At 72.7% G+C, this 16339-nt stretch carries 19 protein-coding genes; 8 read left to right on the top strand and 11 right to left on the bottom strand.

Annotated elements, in window-relative coordinates:
• Window positions 1-20 precede the first annotated feature (20 nt).
• Together ACLQ27_RS14710 and ACLQ27_RS14705 are read left to right on the top strand one after the other, a co-directional pair.
• Window positions 21-2117, top strand: a complete 2097-nt coding sequence (locus tag ACLQ27_RS14710) for a S9 family peptidase (protein WP_357491300.1) — start codon at window positions 21-23, stop codon at window positions 2115-2117.
• A 153-nt stretch (window positions 2118-2270) separates the two neighbouring features.
• Window positions 2271-2456 (top strand): hypothetical protein, encoded by a 186-nt coding sequence (locus ACLQ27_RS14705; protein ID WP_357573579.1) that lies wholly within the window; start codon window positions 2271-2273, stop codon window positions 2454-2456.
• A gap of 36 nt (window positions 2457-2492) precedes the next feature.
• Here the strand turns inward: ACLQ27_RS14705 and ACLQ27_RS14700 are convergent, their stop codons facing one another.
• The 4 genes from ACLQ27_RS14700 to ACLQ27_RS14685 all read right to left on the bottom strand — a co-directional run bounded on the left by ACLQ27_RS14700 (window position 2493) and on the right by ACLQ27_RS14685 (window position 5989).
• A complete protein-coding gene (locus ACLQ27_RS14700) occupies window positions 2493-4016 on the bottom strand; it encodes an FtsX-like permease family protein (protein ID WP_357573580.1) in 1524 nt (507 codons plus the stop codon).
• On the bottom strand, window positions 4013-4714 hold the full coding sequence (locus ACLQ27_RS14695; RefSeq protein WP_234587798.1) for an ABC transporter ATP-binding protein: 702 nt from the start codon (window positions 4712-4714) through the stop codon (window positions 4013-4015). Before ACLQ27_RS14695 ends, ACLQ27_RS14700 begins: the two co-directional genes overlap by 4 nt.
• Window positions 4711-5247: a PadR family transcriptional regulator gene (locus ACLQ27_RS14690; protein WP_234587799.1), complete on the bottom strand. Its 537-nt coding sequence runs from the start codon at window positions 5245-5247 to the stop codon at window positions 4711-4713. The genes ACLQ27_RS14695 and ACLQ27_RS14690 overlap by 4 nt, the downstream gene beginning before the upstream one ends.
• Before the next feature lie 163 nt (window positions 5248-5410).
• Window positions 5411-5989, bottom strand: coding sequence for a TIGR03086 family metal-binding protein (locus ACLQ27_RS14685; RefSeq protein WP_357573581.1), 579 nt, complete (start codon window positions 5987-5989; stop codon window positions 5411-5413).
• A 31-nt stretch (window positions 5990-6020) separates the two neighbouring features.
• Between ACLQ27_RS14685 and ACLQ27_RS14680 the strand changes: the two genes are divergently transcribed.
• The gene (locus ACLQ27_RS14680) at window positions 6021-6824 is read left to right on the top strand and encodes an AraC family transcriptional regulator (protein WP_357573582.1); all 804 of its coding nucleotides are present in this window, start codon (window positions 6021-6023) and stop codon (window positions 6822-6824) included.
• A 37-nt stretch (window positions 6825-6861) separates the two neighbouring features.
• Here the strand turns inward: ACLQ27_RS14680 and ACLQ27_RS14675 are convergent, their stop codons facing one another.
• The 6 genes from ACLQ27_RS14675 to ACLQ27_RS14650 are packed head-to-tail and all read right to left on the bottom strand — an operon-like array spanning window position 6862 to window position 12450.
• Window positions 6862-8400 carry a SpoIIE family protein phosphatase gene (locus tag ACLQ27_RS14675; protein WP_425867152.1) on the bottom strand — a complete coding sequence of 513 codons (1539 nt, stop codon included), beginning with the start codon at window positions 8398-8400 and terminating at the stop codon, window positions 6862-6864.
• 1 nt (window position 8401) lies between these two features.
• The gene (locus ACLQ27_RS14670; protein ID WP_357491311.1) at window positions 8402-9763 is read right to left on the bottom strand and encodes a sensor histidine kinase; all 1362 of its coding nucleotides are present in this window, start codon (window positions 9761-9763) and stop codon (window positions 8402-8404) included.
• A complete protein-coding gene (locus ACLQ27_RS14665) occupies window positions 9760-10767 on the bottom strand; it encodes a SpoIIE family protein phosphatase (RefSeq protein WP_425867343.1) in 1008 nt (335 codons plus the stop codon). Before ACLQ27_RS14665 ends, ACLQ27_RS14670 begins: the two co-directional genes overlap by 4 nt.
• Window positions 10764-11183, bottom strand: coding sequence for an ATP-binding protein (locus ACLQ27_RS14660; RefSeq protein ID WP_234587805.1), 420 nt, complete (start codon window positions 11181-11183; stop codon window positions 10764-10766). Before ACLQ27_RS14660 ends, ACLQ27_RS14665 begins: the two co-directional genes overlap by 4 nt.
• On the bottom strand, window positions 11180-11590 hold the full coding sequence (locus ACLQ27_RS14655; RefSeq protein ID WP_234587807.1) for an STAS domain-containing protein: 411 nt from the start codon (window positions 11588-11590) through the stop codon (window positions 11180-11182). The genes ACLQ27_RS14660 and ACLQ27_RS14655 overlap by 4 nt, the downstream gene beginning before the upstream one ends.
• Window positions 11590-12450, bottom strand: a complete 861-nt coding sequence (locus ACLQ27_RS14650) for an STAS domain-containing protein (protein ID WP_357491316.1) — start codon at window positions 12448-12450, stop codon at window positions 11590-11592. The genes ACLQ27_RS14655 and ACLQ27_RS14650 overlap by 1 nt, the downstream gene beginning before the upstream one ends.
• A 165-nt stretch (window positions 12451-12615) precedes the next feature.
• Here ACLQ27_RS14650 and ACLQ27_RS14645 point away from each other — a divergent pair, with 165 nt between their 5' ends.
• The gene (locus ACLQ27_RS14645) at window positions 12616-12972 is read left to right on the top strand and encodes an STAS domain-containing protein (protein WP_007454464.1); all 357 of its coding nucleotides are present in this window, start codon (window positions 12616-12618) and stop codon (window positions 12970-12972) included.
• Window positions 12973-12985: 13 nt separating this feature from the next.
• Here the strand turns inward: ACLQ27_RS14645 and ACLQ27_RS14640 are convergent, their stop codons facing one another.
• Entirely contained in the window at window positions 12986-14263 is a 1278-nt protein-coding gene (locus ACLQ27_RS14640) for an MFS transporter (RefSeq protein ID WP_425867149.1), read from the bottom strand.
• Between the two features lie 50 nt (window positions 14264-14313).
• Between ACLQ27_RS14640 and ACLQ27_RS14635 the strand changes: the two genes are divergently transcribed.
• From ACLQ27_RS14635 to ACLQ27_RS14620, 4 genes are all read left to right on the top strand, one after another.
• Window positions 14314-15030: a FadR/GntR family transcriptional regulator gene (locus ACLQ27_RS14635; protein ID WP_425867147.1), complete on the top strand. Its 717-nt coding sequence runs from the start codon at window positions 14314-14316 to the stop codon at window positions 15028-15030.
• A 39-nt stretch (window positions 15031-15069) separates the two neighbouring features.
• Entirely contained in the window at window positions 15070-15543 is a 474-nt protein-coding gene (mscL, locus tag ACLQ27_RS14630; RefSeq protein ID WP_234588566.1) for a large conductance mechanosensitive channel protein MscL, read from the top strand.
• An 81-nt stretch (window positions 15544-15624) separates the two neighbouring features.
• Window positions 15625-15876: a hypothetical protein gene (locus ACLQ27_RS14625; protein WP_357491318.1), complete on the top strand. Its 252-nt coding sequence runs from the start codon at window positions 15625-15627 to the stop codon at window positions 15874-15876.
• A gap of 79 nt (window positions 15877-15955) precedes the next feature.
• Window positions 15956-16324, top strand: coding sequence for a hypothetical protein (locus tag ACLQ27_RS14620; RefSeq protein WP_234588559.1), 369 nt, complete (start codon window positions 15956-15958; stop codon window positions 16322-16324).
• The last annotated feature ends 15 nt before the right edge of the window (window positions 16325-16339 follow it).

The raw sequence follows: 16339 nt of genomic DNA, 5'->3' as shown, positions 1-16339 counted from the left end.
CGGCCGGTAACGTGGCCGCCGTGACCACCGAGACTGCCCCGCCCGCGGCGAAGCGGGTGCCCACCGAGCGCACCCACCACGGCGACACGGTCGTCGACGAGTACGCCTGGCTCGCCGCCAAGGACGACCCGGAGACGATCGCCTACCTGACCGCCGAGAACGCGTTCACCGAGGAGCGCACCGCGCACCTGGCCGCCCTGCGGGGTGAGCTGTTCGAGGAGACCCGTCAGCGGACCCGGGAGACGGACCTGTCCGTGCCCACCCGCAAGGGCGGGCACTGGTACTACACCCGGACGATCGAGGGGCAGCAGTACGGGGTGCACTGCCGACGCGCGGTCCGTGACGGCGAGACCGACCCGCCGGTCAGCGCGGACGGCGCACCGCTCGACGGTGAGGAGGTGCTGCTCGACGGCAACCTGCTGGCCGAGGGGCACGACTTCTTCTCGCTTGGCGCGTTCGACGTCAGCCCGGACGGGCGCTGGTTGGCGTACTCGACCGACTTCTCCGGTGACGAGCGGTTCACCCTGCGCGTGAAGGACCTGAGCACCGGCGAGCTGCTGCCGGACGAGGTGCCCGACACGTTCTACGGCACCGCCTGGTCGGCCGACGCCTCGGTGCTGTTCTACGTGACCGTCGACGACGCCTGGCGGCCGAACAAGGTCTGGCGGCACACCATCGGCTCAGCCGCCGCCGACGACGTCGTGGTCCACCAGGAGGACGACGAGCGGTTCTGGGTAGGCGTCGAGCTGACCCGGTCGGAGAAGTTCATCCTCATCGACATCCACAGCAAGATCACCAGCGAGGTGCTGGTGATCCCGGCCGGCAACCCCACCGGGGCGCCGGCCGTGATCGCACCCCGCCGGCAGGGCGTCGAGTACGCCGTGGAGCACCACGGCCACCGCTTCCTGATCCTGCACAACGACGGCGCTGAGGACTTCGCGCTGGCGTTCACCTCGGCGGACGTCCCGGGCGACTGGGTGCCGCTGATCGAGCACACCCCCGGCACCCGCCTGGAGGCGGTCGACGCGTTCGCCAACCACCTGGTGGTGTCGCTGCGCACCGACGGGCTCACCGGCCTGCGGGTGCTGCCGGTCGGCAGCGACGACTCGTACGACATCGACTTCCCCGAGCCGCTCTACAGCGTGGGGTTGGACGCCAACCCGGAGTACCGCACGGGGCAGATCCGGCTGCGCTACTCCTCGCTGGTCACCCCCGACTCGGTGTACGACTTCGACCTGGTCACCCGGCAGATGGTGCTGCGCAAGCAGAAGCCCGTGCTGCCCGGGCCGGACGGTCGGCCGTACGACCCGGCCGAGTACGAGCAGCACCGCGACTGGGCGCTCGCCGACGACGGCACGCGGGTGCCGATCTCGCTGGTCTGTCGGGTCGGTACGCCGCGGGACGGCTCGGCGCCGTGCGAGCTGTACGGCTACGGCTCGTACGAGGCCAGCATGGACCCGTGGTTCTCGGTGGCCCGCCTGTCCCTGCTGGACCGGGGCGTGGTCTTCGCGGTGGCGCACATCCGTGGCGGTGGCGAGCTGGGCCGGCGCTGGTACGACCAGGGCAAGATGCTGGCCAAGAAGAACACCTTCACCGACTTCGTCGCCTGCGCCCGGCACCTCGTCAAGGCCGGCTGGACGGCCAGCGACCGGCTGGTCGCCCGGGGCGCCTCGGCCGGCGGCCTGCTGATGGGCGCGGTCGCCAACCTCGCGCCGGACGCGTTCGCGGGGATCGTGGCGCAGGTGCCGTTCGTGGACGCGCTCACGTCGATCCTCGACCCGTCGCTGCCGCTGACCGTCACCGAGTGGGAGGAGTGGGGCAACCCCCTCGACGACCCCGAGGTCTACGCGTACATGAAGTCGTACACGCCGTACGAGAACGTCGCGGCGGTGGACTACCCGGCGATCCTCGCGGTGACCAGCCTCAACGACACGCGCGTGCTCTACTCCGAGCCGGCGAAGTGGATCGCGCGGCTGCGGGCGACCGCGCCGCAGGGCGACTACCTGCTCAAGACCGAGATGGGTGCCGGGCACGGTGGCCCGAGCGGTCGCTACGACGCCTGGCGCGAGGAGGCGTTCATCAACGCCTGGGTCCTGGACCGCCTCGGTCGCGCCTGACCGGCCCCGCCGCACGTTGGCATGATCGCGCTCGATCCTGGAAGTAGTCCCCTCGACGGCTCGGGAGGCCACTGTTTCCAGGATCGAGCGCGATCATGACCGGTCAGGCGTCGTCCGGGCCGAGCCGAAGTGGTCACGGCCTAGACTTCCGGCGTGACCAGGGCAACGGAGAATGACGGCGGGTCGGCCGACGAGGTCCGCCGGCCGAGCATCGCGGTCCTCGCCCGGGACCGTCGCGTCTGGCTGATCCTCGCCGTGGTCGCCGGCCTTCTGGTGTGCTGCTGCTCGGCCGTCGTCGGCACGCTTGTCGCGCTCTCCGCCGGCCTGCTCAGCGCCTGACGCCGCCCGACGACGGCCACGGCGGGCCACCCCGGGTCAGGCCGTCCGCAGCTCGTCCACCGCCGTGCTCACCCGGAGGAAGAGCAGGCCGACGCCGACCGTCACCAGCACCGCCGCCAGGGCGCCGGCGCCGAGCCAGGCCAGCTGTTCCAGGGGTACGGCGATCGCCCGCTCCACCCCAGGTGTCTGCACGATCCGCGTGTACTGGTCGCGGGTGGCCGGATCGTCGCAGAGCGCCGCGCCGGCGTCGCAGACCGCAACCGACGACCCGCTCGTGGTGATGTTGCGAAAGAGCCCCCGGCCGAGCAGCAGGCCCACGGTGAGCGCCAGCAGGATCGCCGGCACGGCCGGGGTGAGCGCCTGCCAGGCAACCGATGCGCTGAGCGTGCTGCGGGGCACGCCGGTGGCGACCAGCGCGGCGTAGGCGCGTCGGCGGGCCACGATCCCCTCGACCAGCGCGACGATCAGGCCACCCGCCGCGATCAGCACCGCCACGGCCACCGCGGCGTCGACCAGATTCATCGTCGACAGGTAGAAGGGGTTGGTGCCCGCGTCCACCCCGGCGAGCCGGTTCTGTTCCCGTTCCGCCTCGTCCTGCGCGACGAAGTAGGCGCGCTGCGCCGCCGCGCCGGCACCGAAGATCACGGCGGCCAGCAACGCGGCGAACGTCCGGCTGCCCGCCCACGGGTCCGCCATCAGCCGACCCGCGGCGAGCAGCGCCGACGCGCCCCGGGCGTGCCGGCGCAGCAACCGTCCGCAGGTGTGCGAGATCCAACCGGTGCCGATGACCACCCCGATCATCGCGGTGAGCCCGCCCACCAGGAACAGCAGCGGCACCAGCCAGCCCAGCACCAAGCGGTTCCCGTCGACCCAGGACAGCACCGGGCGTACGGCGACGAAGCAGGCCAGCCCCAGGCCGATCAGCAGCCCGGCCCAGGGGCGTGGACCCCGCTCCCGGGCGGCCTTGCGACTGATCCCGAGCGGGCTGGTCGTGACCGTCCGCAGCATCAGGGCGGTGGCCAGCGCCGCGACCACCGGCAGACCCAGCACCACCGCGACAGCCGCGCCGGCCGACGGCAGCACGTCGGTGGGCAGGGCCAGCCGACCCTGCTCGTCCGGGCGATGCAGCAGCTCGCGGCCGGCCAGGTAGACGCCCAACCCGGCGAGGGTGCCGAGCAGGCTGGCCAGGCCGGTCTCCAGCACCGCCAGGCGGGTGACCTGACCGGGGGTGGCGCCGGCCAGCCGGAGCGCGGCGAGTCGCCGGTCCCGGGCCGGCGCTCCGAGCCGGGCGCACTGACCGGCCAGCGCCAGCACCGGCACGGCCAGCATCAGCAACGCGAACGCCGTCCCCCCGCGCAGCCCCGGCTCACGCAGCAGCGCGTTGCGGTACTGCTCGGACTGCGCCCAGGCGTCGCCGGCCGGCTTCTGGATGGCCAGCACGGTGAGCGCCGCGAGCCCGGCCAGCGCCGCCAGCAGCGCACTGAGCGCGGTCAGCACCACCCGTGCGGTGTCGGTCCGGTTGCCGGCCAGCGCGAGCCGCACCAGCGTCGCCGGCCTCACCGGGAGCCGCCCGCCAACGGCACGTCGAGCCCCAGGCCGGTGTGGTCCACCAGGCCGTCGCGCAGCACGATCTCCCGATCGGCGTACGCGGCGATCCGGGGCTCGTGCGTGACCAGCACGACGGCCGTGCGCTGCTCGCGGGCGAGCCGGACCAGCTGGGTGAGCACCTGCTCGCCGGTGAGCGTGTCCAGCGCGCCGGTCGGCTCGTCGGCGAAGAGCACCCACGGTTCGGTGACCAGCGCCCGGGCCGTGGCGCACCGCTGCTGCTGACCGCCGGACATCTCACCCGGCCGGAGGTCGGCCAGGTCAGCCACCCCGAACCGTTCCAGCCAGGTGATGGCCGCCGTCCGTGCCTCTCGCCGCCCCGTGCCGGCGAGGAGCAGGGGTAGGGCCACGTTCTCGGCCGCGGTCAGCTCGGCGACCAGCTGCCCGAACTGGAACAGCACGCCGAACTCGGTGCGCCGCAGCCGGGACCGGGCCGCCTCCGACCAGGTGTCGATCCGGTGGCCACGCCAGGTGACCTCGCCCGCGTCGGGCCGGAGGATCCCGGCCAGGCAGTGCAGCAGGGTCGACTTGCCGCAGCCACTCGGACCGGTGACCGCGACGATCTCGCCCTCGGCCACGTCGAGCGTCACACCGCGCAGGGCGGGCGTCGGACCGTACGCCCGAACCACGCCGCGAGCCTGGAGTTGCGTCACGCGTGCACCTCCCGGTGCCAGTCGGCGACCCGGCCCAGGGTGGTGTGCAGCCACCGCAGGTCCGCGTCGAGATGGGCGATCGCGAAATCGGCCGCGACCACGTCGTTGAGGGTGGCGGCCGGGTCGGTCTTGACCGCCGTCAGCTCCCGCAGCCGTGCGGTGTGCGCCGCGCGCTGGGACACCAGGTACGACCGGGCCCGGTCGACGTCGGCGACCAGCAGCGCCACCACCACCTTGGCGAAGAGCGTGCTGGCCACGTACGGCATCGGTGGTTCCACAGCGGACAGCCAGTGGTCCAGCGTGGAGCGACCCTCGTCGGTCAGTTCGTACGTCGTGCGGTCGGGCCCGGAGGCGCGGTCCTGACCCGCGGTGGCCACCAGACCGTCCCGTTCCAGGCGGCCGAGGGTGGCGTAGACCTGCCCGAAGGCCAACGGCCGAGCCCGCGGCAACCGCTGGTCATGCGCACGCTTGAGCTCATACCCGTGCCGGCTGCCCCCAGCGAGCAACCCGAGCAGCACATGCGGCGTGGACACCCCGCCCACTATTCACCCAGCGAATACCAACGTCAACCACCCCTCCCGCCCCGCCCCCTCCGGACCCTGACCCCTGGTGAACAAGAGGTTCGGGTCAGATCCGGCCCCGCTGATGACGCAAACCTCTTGATCACCGGGGCGAAAGGGGTGGGTGGACCCGGGGTTAGTGGGTTTGGGGCCAGGTGGGGGTTCGGCCGGTCTGGGTCAGGAGGTGGTCCAGGTCGGCAGTCGTGGAGGTGGGTGGCGTCGGGGTGGGGTCGGCGAAGACGCCCATCTTGCGGGCGGTCGGGCCCAACCGCTCGACCAGGGCGTGCAGCTCGGTCACCGCCTCCGGGGCGGGCTGATAGGGCTGGCCGGTCGCCACGGCGAGATCCCAGCCGTGCACGGTCAGGTCCAGCAGCGCCATGCCGCCGACGACGGTCTGCGGCAGGCCCATGCCCGGCGACACGCCCTCCAGCGTGGACGGGTCCGACCAGGCGGCGATCAGGCGGTCGGTCTCGACAGCGAACCGGTCCCGCCAGCCGTCGTCCAGGTGATCGGGTTTCTCGGCCCACTCCACCGGTCTCTTCTCGGCCAGGTCCTGGAAGTTCACCACCACCTCGAACAGGTGGTTGAGCAGATCCCGGACCACGTAGTCGCGGCACGGCGTGGGGCTGTCGAGCTGGTCGTCCGCGATACCGCGTACGACGTCGACGGTTCGCGGCGCGGCAGCCGCCAGCAGATCGCTAGTCTGAGTGGCCATACGGCCAGCGTATGAGGGTGGTCTTGAAGAAATGCGACAGCGACCGCGCGGCGACAGCCGGGGCATTCTCGACCCGGCGCGGTTGCTGCGCGAGGTCCGCTTCCGGCGGCACCTGCCGGCCGAACCGCTGCGCGGATGGGTCGAGCACTACTGGTTGATCGACTGGACGTTGAGCGCGCCGTTCGAGCAACGGGTCGTGCCGCACCCCGCCGTGAACGTGGTGTTCCGCAGCGACGGCGACGGCGACGCGGCGGAGACCGGCGAGGTGGCCGGGGTGGGCCGCGACCTGTTCCGGATCACGCTCACCGGCACCGGCCGGGTCTGCGGGATCCAGTTCCGTCCCGGTGGCTTCCACCCGTTCTGGCGTCGGCCCGTGGCCGAGCTGACCGGCCGTCGGCTGCCGCTGCCCGCCGGCCGGCTGACCCGTCCCGCCCATCCCGTCTGCGCGGGCACCGACACCGACCGCTGTCGCGCGCTCGACGCGGCGCTCACCGCGTGGGCGCCCGACCCGGACCCGGCCGCGGCGGAGGCCGTCCGGCTGGCCGAGTCCATCCGGGCCGACCGTACGGTGCTGCGCGTCGACGACTTCGCCGCGCGGCACGGCGTTCCGGTCCGCCGGCTCCAGCGGCTCTTCACCGAGCGCGTGGGGGTCGGCCCGAAGTGGGTGATCCGGCGCTACCGCCTCCAGGAGGCCGTCGAGCAGGCCGCGGGGGCTCCCCTCGACTGGGCGGGCCTCGCCGCCACCCTCGGCTACAGCGACCAGGCCCACCTGGTCCGCGACTTCACCGCAGTCGCCGGAGTGTCACCCGCCGCGTACGCCCGCTCGGTGCACTGAGCCGCGCGCAGCGACCACCGGACAGCCGTCGCCGTGCTCAGCGACGGCGCAGGACGACCACTGCGACGTCGTCCTGGATCTTGGCCGGGGCCAGTTCCACCAGCAGGCGGGCACAGAAGTCGTCCAGGTTCTCGTCCACGGTGGTGGCGACCGCCGCGAGCGCGGCCAGCCCCTCGTCGATCGTGGCGTCCCGGCGCTCGATCAGCCCGTCGGTGTAGAACACCAGGGTGGCGCCGGCCGGCAGGACGAACTCCAGGTCGGCCGGTCGGGGCGCGCGGACGCCGAGCAGCGGCGCCGAGTGCTGCACGAACTCGACCGTGCCGTTCTGGTTGAGCAGCGGCGGCAGGTGTCCGGCGCTGGCCAGCCGGACCCGCCCGCTCGGCGGGTGTAGCAGCAGGACGCAGAGCGTGGCCAGTTCGTTCGGCAGCAGGGTGCGCATCAGCTCGTTGACCCGGTGCAGGATCTCGCCTGGCTGGTGCCCCTCGACGGCGTACGCCCGCACCGCGTGCCGCAGCTCGGCCATCACGGTGGCCGCGTGCAGCGAGTGGCCGGCCACGTCGCCGATCGCCAGCAGGAGGTGCCCGTCGAGCATCACCAGCTCGTAGAAGTCGCCACCCACCTCGGTCTGCGCGCCGGCGGGCTCGTAGCGCACCGCGAAATCGAGTCCGGTCACCGTGGGCAGGCTGCGCGGGAGCAGGCTGCGCTGGAGGGTGACGGCGATGCGGTGCTCCTCGTCGAAGGAGCGCTGGGCCTCGACCGCCGCGGCCACGGCCTGGGCCAGCTGCACGAGGACCGGCGTTCGGGCGGTCTGGGTGGCGGTGGGGACCACCACGTACAGCGGTGCCCGGTCCTCCCGCAGTCGAGCGGCGGCCACCGTCACCGAGTCGTCCGCCGGCCAGGTGAGCAGCCCCCAGTTCGCCGGGGACTCCACCCGGACCGTGGCGCCGGTGGGCACCCCGGTGTCGTCGACGACCCACGGCACGATGGCGGCCTCGGCGCCGGGGCCGGCGCAGATGCCGGCGATGCAGTCACCGTCGAACGTCTCGGCGATCACGGCGGCGGGGCTCTTGAAGATCTGCGCGGCGCCCTCCGCCGCGACCTCGAGCAGCCGTGCGAAGGTCGACGCGGCGTGCACCGCTACTGTCGTGTCGGCGAGGCCCAGCAGCCGCTCGGCGAGCAGTTCGGCACGCTGGCGGGCCCGGTAGTAGCGCAGGACCGCCCGGGTGGTGGCGATCAGCTCCTCGGGCTCGATCGGCTCGGCCAGGTACGCGTCCGCTCCCCGGGTCAGCCCCTGGGCGCGGTCGGCGACATCGACAGCGTGCGCGGAGACGTGGATCACCGGCATCGCCGGCTGGTTCGCCTTGATCCGCTCGCACACCTCGTAGCCGCTCAGGTCGGGCAGCCGGACGTCGAGCACCACCAGGTCGATCCGCTCCGTCTCGACCCGGGCGAGCGCCTCGGTGCCGCTCTCCGCTTCGAGGACCGTGTACCCGGCCCGGGTCAGCCAACTGACCAGCAGGTAACGCTTGGTGCGACTGTCATCGACCACCAGGACTGTCGCCGGGCCGCCGTCCACGTCACGCTCCGCCGGTGGGCAGGGAGACGGTGAACGTGCTGCCCCGGCCGGGCTCGCTGGCCAGCTCCAACGTGCCCCCGAGCAGGGTCACCAGCCGCCGGGCGTACGGCAGGCCGAGGCCGGTGCCGCCGACCCGGGTCGCCCCCGGCACCTGGTAGAACTCCTCGAAGATCCGATCGTGCAGCTCGGGCGCGATGCCCGGCCCGGTGTCACTGACCTCGAAGTTCCACCTGTCGTCGCGGTGCCAGGCGCGCAGCCGCACCTCGCCGCTCGCGGTGAACTTCAACCCGTTGTGCAGCAGGTTGCGCAGCACCTGGCCGAGCAGCACCTCGTCGGTGCGGAGCACGGCCGGCGCGGTCGGCTCCTCCACGGTGAGCTCCACCCCCGGCCGGGTGGCCAGCGCCCGCATGGTGCCGCGCAGTTGGCCGAAGACCGGGCGCAGATCCACGTCCGCCCAGTCCGGCTCGATCCGGCCCGACTCGGCCTTGGCGAGATCCAGCAGTTCGTTGACCAGCCCGAGCAGGTCCTCCGCCGACGAGCGGATGAGGCCCACCTGGCGGGCCTGTTCGGCGGTGAGCGGGTCGGAGGAGGAGTCGGCGAGCAGCCGCCCCAACCCGATGATCGCGGTGACCGGGGCGCGCAGCTCGTGGCTCACGTTGGCCAGAAAGCGGCTCTTCGACTCGCTCGCGGCGCGCAGTTGGGCCGACTTCTCGTCCAGCTCGGCGTAGAGAGCGACCACGCCCCGGTTGGTCTCCTCCAGCTCCTCGGTGAGCTGGTTGTAGAGCGCCAGCACACCTCGGTTGGTCTCGGCCAGCTCCTCGTTCAGCACGGCCAGCTCGTCGCGCTGGCTGCGTACCTCGTCGAGTGCCGCGATGAGCTGGCCGTTCTGCACGGTCAGCTCGTCCAGCGCGCTGGCCGGGGCGGTGCGGCCCAGCTCCGCACGGAACTCGGCCAGCCGCTCCGGAGTCGGCGTCGGCGCGTTGGCCGGGACTCTTCGGGACATCCGTACGACCGTAACCCCCTCGGCGGTCGACACGCTGAGTGAGTCGACCAGGCGGGACACCGCACCCGACTGCGGCTCGTACCGGCCGTCGGGCAGCGGGGTCACCGGGGCCAGGTCCGCGCGGAGGTGGAACCTGCCGTCGGGTCCCGCGTCGATGTGGAACGCGACGTCCGCGCCGCCTGTCGTCCGCAGCAGGTCCCGGGCGACCTCGCTGAGCGCGGTGGCGATCCGGACCTGGTCCTGGTGTTCGAGGCCCACCACGTTGGCCACCTCGCGGCCCCGCTGGCGGATGACGAAGATGTCCTGCTCGACCCGCAGCGCCATCTGCAGCAGCGGCGGCGCGGCCGGCTCCGCGCTCATGTCCACGACCTCGCGACCAGAACGCAGGCGTCGTCGCGTCGCACGCCGGCGTCGCGCAGCAGGGCCGCCGCCATCACCAGCGGTGATCGTTCGGCGAGACCCGGGTAGTCGGTCAACCGCCAGCGGTCGACCACGCCGTCGCTGTGCATCACCAGCCGGGCGCCGGGGCTGAACGGGTACTCGTAGCCCCGGACCGTCGGCCGCTGGTGCCCGGCGATGCCGGGCAGCGACACCAGCCCCCGGCGCTTGCCGTCGCCCTCGACGATCACGCCGGTGATGTTGCCCAGGCCGGCGTAGTGCAGCACGTCGGCCGCCAGTTCGGCGACCGCGAGCGCGGCGCCGCGGGTGTGCGACATGCTCCGGTGCAGGTGGCTGACCACCGCTGCCGGCGGGCTGGCCGGGGCGTCGCGGAAGGCCGCGAGCGCCGCCTCGGTGGCGGCGGCGGCCAGCGGGCCGTGCCCCAGCCCGTCGCTGACGAGGACCTGGTGGCGGCCGTCGGCGAGGCGGACGGCGTACCCGTCGCCGCTGACCGTCTCGCCGCTAATGGGCCGGGTGAGGGCGCCGGCCCAGGAGAGTTGGGCCGGTTCGGCCGGCCAGACCTGCACGGCGAGGACGGTGCCCTGACCGGGCACGGAGTACCCGTCGAACCAGCTCGCCTGCCGCACGATGGCGCCCAGGCCGATGCCGAGCGTGCCGGTGGTGGAGTGCCCGTCGCGGGACGAGACGGCGAGGTCGGCCATGCCGGGCCCGGAGTCGATCGCCACCAACTCCACGCCGGCCTGCCCGGCGCGGCGGACCGGCCGGAGCAGCAGGACACCGTTGTCGGCGTGCTTGACGAGGTTGCTGGTCAACTCGGCGGCGACGATGGCCAGGTCAGCGATGCGCGCCGCACCCATCTCGATCTGCTCGCCGAGGCGTTCCGCTGCGCGTCGTACGGCGCTGGCGGTGCTGCCGGCCTCCACCCGGAACCAGATGCCGCTGTCGGTGACCGGGTCCCCGTTCACCGCGACCACTTGGTCACCGTGATGCGCGTGCCGGTCTCCGCCGACGTGTCGATCTCGAACTCGTCGACCAGCCGGCGCGACCCACTGAGCCCGAGGCCGAGGCCACCGCCGGTGGTGTAGCCGTCGGTCAGGGCCAGGTCGAGGTCGGCGATGCCGGGGCCGGAGTCGGCGAAGACGATCCGGACGCCCTTGCGACGACCGTTCTCCACCGTCGTCACCTCCACGGTGCCGCCGCCGCCGTACACCAGGGTGTTGCGGGCCAGCTCGCTCGCCGCGGTGACCACCTTGGTCTGGTCGACGAGCGACAGCTTGACGGCGACCGCCACCGTGCGGACCAGTTGCCGGACGCGGACGACGTCCTCATCGCTGCGGACCGCCTGTGCCTGCGGCTGGCCCAGGTCGACGCCCGTGGTCACGGCGTGGCCGTCTCGGCGTCCGGATCGTCGTCGAGCTGGTGGTCGAGCTCGTCGGCGCGGGCCGCCGCGATCAGCTCCATGCCGCGCTCGACGTTCAGCGCGGTACGGATGCCGTTCAGTGACAGCCCCAGTTCGACAAGGGTGATGGCGACGGCGGGTCGCATGCCGACCACCACCGTCTCCGCGTCGAGAACCTTGGAGATCGACGCGATGGTGGAGAGCATCCGCCCGACGAACGAGTCGACGATGTCCAGCGCGGTGATGTCGATGATGACGCCGTGGCAGCCGGTGGCCACGATCCGCTCGGCGAGGTCCTCCTGGAGCTGGACCGCCGTCTGGTCGGACATGTCGAGCTGGATGGAGACGAGCAGGATGTCACCGATCTTGAGGATCGGTACGCGTTCCATCAGACGTCCCGGCGTGGTTGGCGACGGGCGGTCTCCACCCCGTTGAGCCGCAGCACGTGCCGCAGCGCGTCGGCCAGGCTCGCCTTGGTGGCGATGTCACCGAACTCGATGCCGAGCGCCACGATCGTCTGCGCGATCTGCGGACGGATGCCGGAGATGATGCAGTCGGCGCCCATCAGCCGGGCGGCCACCACTGTCTTCAGGATGTGCTGGGCGACCTGGGTGTCCACGGCGGGGACGCCGGTGATGTCGATGATCGCGTACGGGGAGCCGGTGTCGACCAGGGTCTGCAGCAGCCGCTCCATGACCACCTGGGCGCGGGCCGAGTCCAGCGTGCCGACCAGCGGGACGGCAACCACACCCTCCCAGAGCTTGACCACCGGGGTGGAGAGTTCGAGCAGCTGCTCGGCCTGGTCGGCGATCAGGCTCTCGCGGGTGCGGACGAAGCTCTCGAAGGTGAACAGGCCCAGCTCGTCGACCAGCTTGGAGAAGGCGACGTAGTCGTGCAGCGCGTCGGCGGTGCCGGACCCCTGCACCAGGTCGGCCAGCACGTCCTTGAGCGCGAAGATGCTGATCGTCGTCTCGGTGGCGGAGAAGCCCTGTCGGGCCCTGCCCCGGGACAGTTCGGAGAGCGCAGCGCGCAGTTCTGCGGCGTGCTCGGCGGACAGGTCGATCGCGCCCTGCTCACCCGCGCCGACGATGGCACGGTGCAGGTCCTCGACCTGCCGGCGCAGCTCGGCGTGACTCAGCCGGCCCCGCAGCGAGCTCGCGACGATGTCGGTCCACCGCTGCGTGACCTGCTCGGCATGCCCACCCAGCAGCGCGGCGAGCCGACCACTTTCCTCGGCGTTCAACGCCATCGTGAAACCCCCCTCGACCTGGACCGGCCGGACTCTATCACCGGGGTCTGGGCAACTACTTGCTCCGTAGCAATGGAATGATGATGGCCACCGGGTGCCGGCTCCCGTTCTTCGTCGGATCGCGTTCGTGGGATACCGTTCCCCCGATAACAGGAGGTCTGGCGAATGTCCCTGACGGTGCATACGGAACAACGCGGCGACGTGGTCGTCGTGTCGGTCGCGGGCGAGCTGGACATGGCAACCGCACCGCAGTTGCAGGATCAGATCACCGACCTGCTCGACAAGGGCCGTAACCGGCTGGTGTTCGACCTGGCGGACGTCTCGTTCTGCGACTCGACCGGTCTGTCGGTGTTCGTTCGTGCCAAGAACAGCTGTGACGAGGCCGGCGGTGTGGTGCGGTTGGCCGCTCCGCAGCGCGGGGTGCTGCGCATCCTCGAGGTGAGCGGGCTCGTCGAGGTGCTGCACACCTACCCGACGGTTGATGAGGCCGTCGCCGGCGAACCCACCCCGGCGTCCTCCTGATCGCTGTTGCGACCTACTCGTCCTCGACGTAGCGGGGACGGGCGATCGCCATGCCCGCCGTCGTCTGCACGGCGAGTGCGGCCAGCAGGAATCCGATCGGTGCCGTCCAGCCGCCGGTGACCTCGTAGAGGATGCCGACCATCAGCGGGCCGAGGGCGGCGATCACGTAGCCGGTGCTCTGCGCGAACGCGGAGAGCGCGACGGTTCCCTCGGCGGTGCGCGCACGCAGGCCGATCGTAGTGAGGATCATCGGGAACGCGCCCTGGCCGATCGCCAGCAGGGCCACCCAGAGCAGTGCGGCGCCGTGCGGGGCCAGCGCCAGCCCCAGGTAGGCCAGCGTCGAGGCGGCCGTCAGGCCGAGCACCAGCGGACGCAGGGTGGCGAGCCGGCCGGCGAGGGTGGGCATCAGCAGCGCGATCGGCACGCCGAGCGCGGTCACCCCGGCGAGCAGCAGCCCGGCCGACTCCGGCCGGTAGCCGGCATCGCGGAAGAGCTGGGCCAGCCAGCCCATGATCGCGTACCCGCTGAGTGACTGCGCCCCGAAGTAGACCGCCATGGCCCAGCCCAGCCGGGTCCGCGCCGGGCGGATCCGCGTCGGCGCGGCGACGGCCGCCGTCGGCGTCGCGCGCCGCGCGCCCGCCCGGGTCCGCAGCGCCAGCGGCACCCACGGGAGTACGGCCACCGCGGCCAGCACGGCCCAGACGCCCAGCCCGGCCCGCCAGGAGCCGAAGGCGTGCGCGATCGGCACCGCGCTGGCCGCGGCCACCGTCGTGCCCAGGGTCAACGCCATCGTGTACGCCCCGGTGACGAGGCCGGTCCGGTGGCCGAAGTGCTGCTTGACGAGCATCGGCAGCAGGATGTTGGCGACCGCGATGCCGGCCAGGGCCAGCGCGCTGGTGAACACGAAGATCCAGGCCGAGTCGGTGGCCGCCCGGAGCACCTGACCGGCGGCCAGGACGATCATGGCGACCACCAGCACCCGGGCCGGCGCGACCCGGCGGACCAGCCACGGGGTGAGCGCGCCGAGGCCGGCGAACGCGATGGTCGGCAGGGTGGTGACCAGACCGGCCATGGTGCCGGAGAGCCCCAGCCCGTCGCGGATCTCGTCGAGCAGGGCGCCGAGGCTGGTTACCGCGGTGCGCAGGTTGAGCGCGACCAGCAGCATCCCGACCAGCACGAGCGCGCCACCGGTCGCCGGGTGGGTCCGCCGGCCCGCGGAGTCGCGCGTCGGGCGGGTGTCGACGGCGGCGGGAGCGGGCGGGGCCGGAGCGGCGATGGGTGGCGGGGTCATGACCTCTAACCTACAATCATGGGATGAATTTAGGGCCGGTGATGTAACCAGTGCCACCGTCGGTCGATTCCCCCTCCGCGCCGTCGGCGCCGCCTCGCGACCAGCCCGCCGTGCCGCCCCGCGGGCACCGCGTGCGGCAGACCATCGAGCAGCTCCGGGCCCGGATCCTGGGCGGCGAGTGGCCGATCGGCGGGCGCATCCCCACCGAGCCGCAACTGGTCGCCACGCTGGGCGTCGGGCGCAACACGGTCCGCGAGGCGGTCCGCGCCCTCGTGCACGCCGGGGTGCTCGAGTGCCGGCAGGGCTCCGGCACGTACGTGGTGTCCACCGACGAGCTGGCGCCGGTGGTGGCCCGCCGACTGGGCGACGACCGGATGACCGAGGTCATCGAGGTCCGGCGCGCGTTCGAGGTGGAGGCCGCCCGGCTCGCCGCGTTGCGGCGTACACCGGAGGACCTGGTGGCCCTCGACGGCGCGCTCGCCGAGCGCGAGGCGGCCTGGCGCGGCGGCCGGGTCGACGCGTTCGTCGAGGCCGACGCGGCCCTGCACGTCGCGGTGGTCGCCGCCGCGCACAACACCATGCTCGCCGAGCTGTACGCCTCGGTCGGCACCGCCCTGCGCAGCACCGTCGCCCAGGCGATGGGCGGCGCGCTCACGCCCGAGCGCTACGTCGACCACACCCGGCTGATCGAGGCGATCCGGACCGGCGACGCGGGCCGGGCGGCGATCGAAGCCGGCGCTTTTCTGGAGCCCGCCGCCGGGGCATAGGTTGTGCCGGACGGAAAACCGGACACCTCGGGAGTACGGATGCTCAAGGGCTTCAAAGATTTCATCATGCGCGGCAACGTCGTCGACCTGGCGGTCGGTGTCGTCATCGGCGCCGCGTTCACCGGCGTGGTCACCCAGCTCACCAAGTCGTTCCTCGAACCGCTGATCCGGGTGATCGTGCTGCTCATCACCGGCAGCGACAAGGGTCTCGCCGGGACGGCACCCGAGTTCCGCGGCATCGCGTTCGACTGGATCGCCTTCGTCAACGCGGTGATCACCTTCCTGCTCACCGCCGCTGCGCTCTACTTCCTGGTCGTCTACCCGATGAACCGGCTGGCCGAGCGGCGCAAGCGGGGCGAGGAGCCGCCGCCCTCCGCGCCCAGCGAGGAGGTCAAGCTGCTCACCGAGATCCGGGACGCGCTCGTCTCCGCCGGCCACACCACCCCCGGCCAGCAGCGCGGGGCGCTGGACGACGTGCTGGGCCGCCGCACCGAACCGCCGGCGCCGCGCTGACCCGAACGGATGCACATCGGCCCCTGCGGGAATCCCGCAGGGGCCGCGCCTTCTCGTACGTGTGTTCGATAGAGTCCGGCCATGGAGCAGCGAAAGCACTGGTGGAACGGGAAATGGGGGCGGCTGGCCCGGCGGGACGTCTTCCTGCGGGTGGACGCCGACCGCTGGCACGTCGAGCAGCGGGCCGGCGGCGCCGAGGGCATTTCCCGGTTCTACGAGTACGGCAGCGCCGACGAGGCCGAGGAGACGGTCCGGGCGCTGCTCGACGGCTCGGACACCTGGCGGGAACTGTCCCCGCGCCCACCGGGCGGCTGGACGCTCCCGAACAGCTGAGCGGGCGGGCGGGTGGGCTGAGCCGCCGGCGGGGCGGCGACGGCGTTTAGCGGCGTTCCGCCCCGGGAACCGCTGAGGGATGGACCAGCAGGACGAGCAGCAGGCGACCATCTCGCGGATCACCACCGGGATGTCGGTGATCGACTCCGCCGGCACCGAGGTCGGCACCGTGGACCTCGTTCAGCGGGGCGACCCCAACGCGGTGACCGTGCAGACACCGACCGCGGACCCGGGCAGCAGCCTGGACGAGCTGATCGAGGCGACGGCTGTCGAGGAGCCGGACGTTCCGGCCGACCTGGCGGCGCGGCTGCTGCACACCGGCTACCTGAAGGTCTCCACCGACTCGCCGGTCGGTGCCGTCTACGTGCCGGCCGACCGGATCGCCGCCGTCGCCGAGGGCCGGGTACGCCTCTCGGTCGGCGTGGCCGACCTGCCACCCGAGGAGTGACCCGGTCGCCCTGAT

The organism is Micromonospora sp. DT63, from assembly GCF_049841615.1.
Classification (GTDB): Bacteria; Actinomycetota; Actinomycetes; order Mycobacteriales; family Micromonosporaceae; genus Micromonospora.
This window is presented reverse-complemented; position numbering and strand designations above follow the sequence as displayed.

Bases quoted from the DNA above. Each gene is read 5' to 3' on its own strand.
- ACLQ27_RS14650 (WP_357491316.1), bottom strand. From the start codon at position 12,450: ATGGCGTTGAACGCCGAGGAAAGTGGTCGGCTCGCCGCGCTGCTGGGT.
- mscL (WP_234588566.1), top strand. From the start codon at position 15,070: ATGCTCAAGGGCTTCAAAGATTTCATCATGCGCGGCAACGTCGTCGAC.
- ACLQ27_RS14685 (WP_357573581.1), bottom strand. From the start codon at position 5,989: ATGGCCACTCAGACTAGCGATCTGCTGGCGGCTGCCGCGCCGCGAACC.
- ACLQ27_RS14625 (WP_357491318.1), top strand. From the start codon at position 15,625: ATGGAGCAGCGAAAGCACTGGTGGAACGGGAAATGGGGGCGGCTGGCC.
- ACLQ27_RS14645 (WP_007454464.1), top strand. From the start codon at position 12,616: ATGTCCCTGACGGTGCATACGGAACAACGCGGCGACGTGGTCGTCGTG.
- ACLQ27_RS14670 (WP_357491311.1), bottom strand. From the start codon at position 9,763: ATGAGCGCGGAGCCGGCCGCGCCGCCGCTGCTGCAGATGGCGCTGCGG.
- ACLQ27_RS14655 (WP_234587807.1), bottom strand. From the start codon at position 11,590: ATGGAACGCGTACCGATCCTCAAGATCGGTGACATCCTGCTCGTCTCC.
- ACLQ27_RS14640 (WP_425867149.1), bottom strand. From the start codon at position 14,263: ATGACCCCGCCACCCATCGCCGCTCCGGCCCCGCCCGCTCCCGCCGCC.
- ACLQ27_RS14620 (WP_234588559.1), top strand. From the start codon at position 15,956: ATGGACCAGCAGGACGAGCAGCAGGCGACCATCTCGCGGATCACCACC.
- ACLQ27_RS14680 (WP_357573582.1), top strand. From the start codon at position 6,021: ATGCGACAGCGACCGCGCGGCGACAGCCGGGGCATTCTCGACCCGGCG.